At 67.0% G+C, this 7886-nt stretch carries 8 protein-coding genes; all 8 read right to left on the reverse strand.

The features are described from left to right. Positions 1 to 1179: UDP-glucose dehydrogenase family protein (locus IDH44_RS26000; RefSeq protein WP_190921733.1), on the reverse strand; the 1179-nt coding region annotated here is incomplete at its 3' end. Between the two features lie 182 nt (positions 1180 to 1361). Beyond that, positions 1362 to 2012 carry a CpsD/CapB family tyrosine-protein kinase gene (locus IDH44_RS26005; RefSeq protein WP_190921734.1) on the reverse strand — a complete coding sequence of 217 codons (651 nt, stop codon included), beginning with the start codon at positions 2010 to 2012 and terminating at the stop codon, positions 1362 to 1364. Next, positions 1993 to 2745 (reverse strand): YveK family protein, encoded by a 753-nt coding sequence (locus IDH44_RS26010; RefSeq protein WP_190921735.1) that lies wholly within the window; start codon positions 2743 to 2745, stop codon positions 1993 to 1995. The genes IDH44_RS26005 and IDH44_RS26010 overlap by 20 nt, the downstream gene beginning before the upstream one ends. A gap of 362 nt (positions 2746 to 3107) precedes the next feature. Next, a complete protein-coding gene (locus IDH44_RS26015) occupies positions 3108 to 4916 on the reverse strand; it encodes an ABC transporter ATP-binding protein (RefSeq protein WP_190921736.1) in 1809 nt (602 codons plus the stop codon). A 13-nt stretch (positions 4917 to 4929) separates the two neighbouring features. Then, positions 4930 to 5442 (reverse strand): S24/S26 family peptidase, encoded by a 513-nt coding sequence (locus tag IDH44_RS26020; RefSeq protein ID WP_190921737.1) that lies wholly within the window; start codon positions 5440 to 5442, stop codon positions 4930 to 4932. After that, entirely contained in the window at positions 5432 to 5701 is a 270-nt protein-coding gene (locus tag IDH44_RS26025) for a PqqD family protein (RefSeq protein WP_190921738.1), read from the reverse strand. The genes IDH44_RS26020 and IDH44_RS26025 overlap by 11 nt, the downstream gene beginning before the upstream one ends. Continuing rightward, on the reverse strand, positions 5679 to 6509 hold the full coding sequence (locus IDH44_RS26030) for a hypothetical protein (protein ID WP_190921739.1): 831 nt from the start codon (positions 6507 to 6509) through the stop codon (positions 5679 to 5681). Before IDH44_RS26030 ends, IDH44_RS26025 begins: the two co-directional genes overlap by 23 nt. A 110-nt stretch (positions 6510 to 6619) precedes the next feature. Beyond that, positions 6620 to 7591 carry a nucleotidyltransferase family protein gene (locus IDH44_RS26035; protein WP_190921740.1) on the reverse strand — a complete coding sequence of 324 codons (972 nt, stop codon included), beginning with the start codon at positions 7589 to 7591 and terminating at the stop codon, positions 6620 to 6622. Between the last annotated feature and the right edge of the window lie 295 nt (positions 7592 to 7886).

The raw sequence follows: 7886 nt of genomic DNA on the forward strand, positions 1-7886 counted from the left end.
GCCGCGCAGCGCCGCCTCGGCCGACTCGGCCAGCCGCACGCCGGGCGGCAGCAGCGGCGCGGCCTTGGCTGCCGCGACCGGATCATGCGCCGTCACCTGCGCGCCCGCCGCGGCGAGCGCCGCGATGACCGGCAGGCTCGGCGCCTCGCGCAGGTCGTCGGTGCCCGGCTTGAAGGTGAGGCCGAGCACCGCCACCGGCTTGCCCTGCAGGCTGCCGAGCCGGCGATGCAGCAGCTCGACGAGGCGAAACTTCTGCGCATTGTTGACCTCGATCACCGCCGAGAGCAGCTTGAAGTCGTAACCGCTCGTATCCGCGATGCTGCGCAGCGCGCGCGTATCCTTGGGGAAGCAGCTGCCCCCGTACCCGATCCCCGCCTGCAAGAACGCCCCGCCGATGCGGCGATCGGCGCCGATGATGCCTGCTACCGTCTGTACGTCCGCGCCGACGCGGTCGCACACATTGGCGATCTCATTGATGAAGCTGATCTTCATCGCCAGGAAGGCGTTGGCGGCGTACTTCGCCAGCTCCGCGCTGCGGGCATCCGCGGTCAACAACGGCACTTCCCCGCGCTGGGCGGGCCGGGGCAGATGCGCCGGCGGCGTGAAGCGCTGTTCGAGCAGCGGCGCATAGAGCGTGCGCATCATCGCTACCGCCTGCGCGTCGCCGCCCGCGACCAGCCGCTCGGGATACAGCGTATCCTGCAGGGCATGTCCCTGCCGCAAAAATTCCGGGTTCGTGCCGACGGCCACCCGCCCCGCCACGCCGAGCCGGCGCGCCATCTCGCGGATGCGGTCGGCCGTGCCGACCGGCGCGGTGCTCTTGTTGATCAGCACGGCCGCTTGGCCGCTCGCGGCCAGATGGCCGAGTACCTCCGCCGCTGCTGCGTGCAGATGCGTCAGATCCGGCGAGCCGTCCGCGCTGGCTGGCGTGCCGACCGCGAGCATGATCAGCTCCGCGCCGCGCATCGCCTCCTCCAGCGCGCAGGTGAAGCGCAGCCTCGCTCCGACTTGTCCCAACAGCTCCTCCAGTCCCGGCTCGTGAATCGGCAGTCTGCCTGCGCGCAGCAGCTCCACCTTGGCCTCGTCCTGATCCACGCAGACGACGCGATGGCCGATATACGCCAGCGCGACGCCGCTGGTCAGGCCGACATAGCCGCTTCCTACTACCACGACATTCATGCTCTCCCCACTCCTTCTTGTGCGCGCTGTGCGCTCCGCTTGCGCACGATGCCCGCGCGCTATCGTCTAACTCTGGGCTTGCTGTGGGCACTTGCGCCCGGGTGCGCTGCTCTTCGCCCGCTCGCTGCCGCTTTCGCCCGTTCTCGCACGCTCTCGTACGCTTGCTCCCGCTTGCGCGCCCGCTATCTGCGCCGACGGCGGTTGAAAATGACGCCGAATAGCCGCGCCTTCACCGCGGACAAGGCGTCCGCCGCCTGCCGGGCCTGCTCCTGATGCACGCGCCCGCGTTCCACGACGAGCACTGCGCCGTCGGCCTGAGCCGCCACGATCTGGGCGTCGGTCCCCTGCAGCAGCGGCGGCGTGTCAATCAGGACGATGTCGTACTGATATTTCAGCGCCAGCAGCAGCTCCTCCAGCCGTGACGAGGCCAGCAGATCGGCCGGAGGGCGCACGCCCTCCCCTGCGGGCACGAGCAGCAGATTGGGCACATGCAGCTTGTGCACGATCTCCAGCGGCTCCGTCGCGCGTACGGTCAAGTAGTCGCCGAGCCCGCGCTCCTGCGCGCTGCGCAGCATGCGATGCAGCGCGGGGCGTCTGAGATCCGCGTCGACGAGCACCGTTTGCTTGCCCGCCTGGGCAAAGGCGACGGCCATGTTCGCCGCCACGGTCGAGCGGCCCTCGCCGGCCAACGCGGAGACAAAGGCGAACACCTTCTCTCCGCTCTCCTCGGCCGCATATTCGATGCGCGTGCGCAGACTACGAAATTCCTCCGCAGCCGCGGCCTCCGGATTGCCTTCCATCACGAGCGGTTTGCTAGCGGCTATTTGCGGCATACGTCGATCCTCCCGTCTGTTTGAGCGATTTGGCCCGGTGACCTGCGCGCATGTCCTTGGCGCGGATGCGGCCGACCGTCCCGAATGTCCGTACGCCGCCGAAGACGCGACGGATGTCTTCCTCGGTTTTGAGCGTGTCGTCGAGATACTCCAGCAGGAAGGCCAGCGCCACGGCGAAGACGAGCGCGATGCCGAAGCTGAGCATGATGTTCTGATTCACGGATTGATTGACCGGAGGCGGCACGTCGTCGAGGTACGCTTCGTTGAGAATGTGTACGTTGTCCACCTTCATGATCGAGGAGATCTGTGCCTGGAACACCTGCGTGACGGTATTGACGATCGTCGCGGCGCGCGCGTAGGACAGGTCGTACACCGTGAGCGTCATCACCTGGCTGTTGTTGGCGTTGGTCACCTGCACCATCTGCCCGAGCATCTGCGAGGTCAGGCCGAGCTCCGGCGCGGCCTCGACGACCTTGTCCATGATCGCCGGCGTCCGGATGATCTCCTTGTACGTTTCGATCAGCATCAGATTCGTGCCGAGCGTGTTGAAGTCGATCTGCTCATTGCCCACCTGGCCGACGGTATTGTTGATAATGATCTGCGTCGAGGCCTGGTAGATCGGCTGAATGAAGGTGTAGGAGTAATAAGCGGACGTCGCCGTCGCCACGAGGACACAAGTCAGAATGAGCCACAGCCGCTTGCGAATAATGCGGAAATAGTGCTTGATTTCCATTCGTTTCGCCTCCACTGCACAAGGTCTGCATGTTTTGGGTTACAATTTGTAACATTTCATTTCTTTTACTTTATGATACATTTTGTATCGTGTCAACCGGTTTTCGGCTTTCCCACTGCTCAATTCGCCAAAAATTCCAGTTTTACAGCCGTATTCAGCTCAATCGACCCCTGAAAACCTTGACTTTGTATACGATTCGTATCTAACTCATAACAGGTTAAGCGCTCGATGTGTACGGCTGGCTGCTGTGCTTGCTACGGAAGGCGCGCATGAGCCGCCTACGCTCCTCGGCAAGCCGTGCCTCGCCCCAAACTGCGCGGGCCCTCCCGATCTTCGCGAAGATCGGAAGGGCCCGCCGGCGCTCAGCCGTGACCGCTCAGCGGCAGGGCGGCGCCCTGCCGGCCGTACTGCAGCTGGTACAGCCGGCGATACAGCCGGCTCTGCTCCATCAGCTGCGCATGCGTCCCGACCCCGGCGATCCGGCCGCCGTCGAGTACCATGATCGCATCGGCATGCCGAATCGTGGACAGCCGATGGGCGATCACAATCGTCGTCCGTCCCGCCATCAGGCGCTGCAGCGCGGCGCGCACCTCCTCCTCGGTGACGGTGTCCAGCGCGGACGTCGCCTCGTCGAGCAGCAGGATCGGCGCGTCCTTGAGCAGCGCTCTGGCGATCGCAATCCGCTGCCGCTGGCCGCCGGACAGCCGCAGGCCGCGCTCGCCAACCTCCGTCTCGTACCCCTGCGGCAGCGTCTCGATGAAGGCCGCCGCTCCCGCCGCCGCCGCGGCCGCCGCCACCTGCTCGCGGGTCGCGTCCTCGCGCCCGCAGGCGATATTGTCGCCGATCGTGCCGCTGAGCAGCTGCGCCTCCTGCGGCACATAGGCGATCTTGCTGCGCCACTGCGCGATCGGCGTCGCCGACAGCTCTGCCGCTCCGATCACGATCTGCCCGCGCTCCGGCCGCTCCAGCCCGAGCAGCAGCTGCATCAGCGTACTCTTGCCCGCTCCGCTCGGGCCGACGACCGCCAGCACGGAGCCGGCCGTCACGCTCAGACTGAGTCCATCGAAGACCGGACGCCCGGGCTCGTAGCCGAATTCGACGTCCCGCAGCTCGATCCGCTCTGCCTCCGCGCCCGTCTCCGCCTGCATTGGCGCGGGGAGCGAGCGGGTCTCCGTGCGCCGCTCCAGCACCTGCACGAGGCGCTCTACCGCCGCCAGCGCACGCTGGAAGGCGCCCCACATCCCGGCCAGCCCGGTCATCGGCGCGATCAGGTACTGCATCAGCATCACGAACGCCAGCAGCTCGCCCACGCTCATCGTGCCTTCCGCCACGAAGTACGCGCCCAGTCCCATGCTGGCGAAAAAAGCCGCCGAGCCGGCCGCCCCTGCGCCGACCTGGAAAAATCCGCGCAGCCGCGCCAGCTGCATCTCCATCTGCAGCAGCTCCTCGTTGCGCGCCTCGTAGGCGCGATGCGTACGGCGCTCCAGCGTGAAGGCGCGAATGAGCGCCTGCGCGCCGAAAGTATCCCCCAGGAAGACTTGCATGCGGCTGAGCAGCTGCTGGATCGCAGCGCTGCGCCGGCGCAGCAGCTTGCCGAAGATCGCGCCGCCGAGCGCCGCTGCCGGCGCCAGCGCAAGACAGACCAGGGTGAGCCGCCAATTGATCGTCAGCAGGTAGCCAAATGCGGCCGCAGCCATGATCGGCAACCGGATCATGCCGAGCAGATTGCCGCCGATGGCGCCGTCGATGCCGTTGACGTCATTGGTCAGATGCGAGACGTATTGCCCCGAATACGAGCGGGCGTATTCACCCGCCGGCAAGCGCAGCAGATGGTGCATCAGATCGTTCTTGAGATCGCGCTTCACCTGCTGCACGGCGGCGGCGCTCATGTACACCGTCCGGTAATTGGCGACGGCATTGAGCGCGACGAACAGCACCGCCATCCCCAGCAAATAGCCGAGCTGACCGACATCCCCGAGCAGCGCCGCATCGGTCACCTGTTGCATGAACCACGAATAGGCGAGCGTCAGCCCGACGCCGATCAAGAGCAGCAGCAGCAGCTCGATATATGCGAGCTTGTAGCGTTTGATATAACGCAGCAGCAGCCGGATCGGTCCGCGCATCTCGCCCAGCTCGAGCAAGCGGCGCAGCCGCAACGCCAGGTTGTTCACAGACGTCCCTCCTTCACGGACCGAGCCCGCCGGCCTGCGCGCCGCGCTGCCGGCGCCGCCGCAAGGCGCTGCGGATCGCCCGGCGCAGCGGCTCCAGCTCGCTCACCGCCAGCGCCCATATGCCCGGGGCCAGCCCTTGCGCATGACGCAGGCGCGCGCCGGCACGAATCCACAGCAGCCGGCCGAGCACCTGGTCCGGGGCGACGGGCGCATCCGGCAGCCGGTTGGAATCGCCGCGGCAGATGTAGCGCACATCCGCGCCGAGCTGCGTGCGCCGCCAGTACCGGTGGCCGACGAGGCGGCCGTCCGCGGTCGCGAGCAGCAGCACCTGGCCGCGGCGAGGCGGCCCGTCCAGCAGGACGAAGCGGCACAGCTGGCCGTCGCGTATGTATGGATACATACTCTGCCCGCTCGCCGGGAGATCGACGTGGCCCTGACGGGCGAGCAGCGCCCGCACCAGCTGCGTCGGGGCCAGATCTGGCGCGGCGGCGGCGTCCCCGGGCCGGGCCGAATGCTCAGCCGGCATGACGAATCAGCCCCAGCTCCAGCATATGCGACAGGAAGAGGGACACGTCGGCCTGCGCGTCCCGCTCGTCGATCGCGTACAGCCGCACCAGCTCCTCCGCCAGATGGTCCGGCGTCTGCGGCTGCCGGAGCAAGTCCCAGCACACGCCCCCCGACTCGTTCAGCTTGGTGACCGTGAAGCGGCCGGGATGGAAGACGAGCCATTCGTCGTCCAGTTCCACCGCCTCCTCCAGGCCTTCATGCCAGGTGTAAGCGCCCATCTTGAATCACCTCCCAGAAGGAATCGTTCTTTTGGAAATGCAGCGTATAGATCGGGACGCGGCGGACCAGTTGTTGCGTCAAGGCCAGCACGCGCGCCGTATCCTGGGGCCGGGCGGCCCAATAAAAGACCTTGCCGGGCAGCTCCGTCATTCCCGCCGCGCGCGCCAGCCGCTCGCGCCGCACCTCGGCCGACTGGCGCAGCAGGTGAATCGCCCCCAGCCGCTGCGGCGGCTGAAGCACGGCGGGCGCCTCCAGCTCGCTGCGGAACGGCGAGTCGTACACCATCGCCCCGCCGTCTGTCGGCTGCACGATGGCGGCCTCGTCCGCCAGCACCGGACGGGGCTGCGACAGCCGGGCCACCGTCGACTTGCCGGCGCCGGACGGTCCCGCGAACAGCTGCGCCTCTGCGTCCTCCACCACGCAGGACGCATGCATCAGCAAGCCCCATGCCCCTGCGGCGATGTAGGCGCTGTACCAATTCATCAGCGCGTGCCGGAGCGCGAATTCGTCGAACACGTCGATGACGGTCAGCCCGCCTGTCCAGTCGATCGAGATCCGGTAGTCGCGACGCTCGTAGCGGACGAGTCTGGCGGAGCGGCGCACCGCGACGTCGTAGCCGGCGAACGGCTCGCCGTAGCCGGTATGGATGACGAGCCGCATCGGCTCGCAGGCGGCCTCCTCGGCGCCGTCCGCCTCCGGCGCCCCGCGGCCGAAGCGGCGCACCAGCAGCTCGCGCACTTGGCGCGAGTCGGTGCGGCACCGGAAGGTATGGGCGGCAATCGTGATATAAGCGGCATGCATGCGCATGCGCATCTCCTCCTTATTGGGAATGGGCGTGCTTGCGAGCGCAGGCAGCCGCTTCTTGGCCTCTCGCTTCCAGGCCTCTGCAGCACCCGCTGGCCTTGCACGCACCGGCCTTATATCCGCCGGCTGCCGGGCGGGCGGGCGACGGGACGGTGATGCGGCCGCTGCGCCTGTACCCGATGCTTCATCGAGTCATAGATCGCGAGCTTGCAAAAGAGCCGCCACCGCAGGCTCTCCGCTGTCGTCTCGCCGCGCTGCATGGCGCGGATGGCGCTACAGCTCCAGGGCGTCTGCAGCGGCTCGAATGGCAGCGGCGCATCAGCGTTCAACCCCGGCAGCGCGGTATAGACGACGGAGAGCGCTATCTTGACCCGGCGCAGCGTACCCTCGGCCGCCGCCAGCTCCAGCAGCGCCGCATAGTCGACGCGCGCCCCGAGGCGGCGGATCACCTGCGCGATATCGAGCACGTACTTGATGGAGTCCAGGCGATGCCGCAGACCGTGCAGCACGATCGCGTACAAGACGTGCAGCTCATCCAGCTCGTAGATGGCGGTGTAGCCCGGCAGCCGCCGCGCAGCCGCCCAGAGCGGAGCGTCGCGCTGCGCGGACCCCCTGGCCTTGTCCAGCTTCCAGTGCAGCTCGACGTTGATGCCGAGCCCGTGCCGCACCTGCTCCAGCACCGTGTGATTGTGCTCGTCCTTGCGGTGCGCGTAGCCCGAACGCTCCAGCAGCGCCGTCGCGGCCCCGAGCCGCTCCGGATGCACGAGCAGGTCGATGTCGGACGTGCCGCGGCCAGCCACATGGCCGAAGAAGCGCTCGGCGAACCAGACGCCCTTGAGTGGAATCGTCGCGATGCCGGCCGTATCCAGCAGCGCCAGCACCTCGTTCGATTTGTGACGGAGCACCAGATTCTGGAATGCCATTCGCTCCCGGCGCGCGCGCAGCCAATCCGCGAACGGCCCTGGCACCTCGCCGAGCCTGCCGCTCTCCTCCAGCAGGTGCAGCACCTGGCCGGGCACTCCGAACAGTTCAATATCCCCATACAGCCGCTCCAGATCAGGTGCCGGCAGCGGCGTCGAACGCACATCGTACAGACCGCGCAGCCATTCGATCAGCGGAATCGCCTCCTCTCGCCCAGTTGCCGATTGATTCGGCAGACCGGTTCTTTTTACAAGCTATTGCCTCCCGAAACCAGACGCTCCGCGTTTCGAGATGTTTGCGGGTTGCCGATTGCGGGTTGCACGCCGAAGTATGACCTGTGGGCCTGCCCCGACTGCGAAGTTAGCTCTGTAGAGTAAAGGACTGGTAGCACCAGCCCCTCCTCATCAAACCGTACGTGCGGTTTTCCCGCATACGGCTTTCCGACGTTCTTCACCTTGC

Origin of the sequence: Paenibacillus sabuli, from assembly GCF_014705605.1 — a bacterium.
In the GTDB taxonomy this organism is placed as follows: domain Bacteria; phylum Bacillota; class Bacilli; order Paenibacillales; family Paenibacillaceae; genus Paenibacillus_D; species Paenibacillus_D sabuli.

What these genes read in the sequence shown, in the direction of transcription:
- IDH44_RS26020 (WP_190921737.1), bottom strand. Translation starts at nt 5,442, where the DNA reads ATGCCGGCTGAGCATTCGGCCCGGCCCGGGGACGCCGCCGCCGCGCCA.
- IDH44_RS26030 (WP_190921739.1), bottom strand. Translation starts at nt 6,509, where the DNA reads ATGCGCATGCATGCCGCTTATATCACGATTGCCGCCCATACCTTCCGG.
- IDH44_RS26025 (WP_190921738.1), bottom strand. Translation starts at nt 5,701, where the DNA reads ATGGGCGCTTACACCTGGCATGAAGGCCTGGAGGAGGCGGTGGAACTG.
- IDH44_RS26010 (WP_190921735.1), bottom strand. Translation starts at nt 2,745, where the DNA reads ATGGAAATCAAGCACTATTTCCGCATTATTCGCAAGCGGCTGTGGCTC.
- IDH44_RS26005 (WP_190921734.1), bottom strand. Translation starts at nt 2,012, where the DNA reads ATGCCGCAAATAGCCGCTAGCAAACCGCTCGTGATGGAAGGCAATCCG.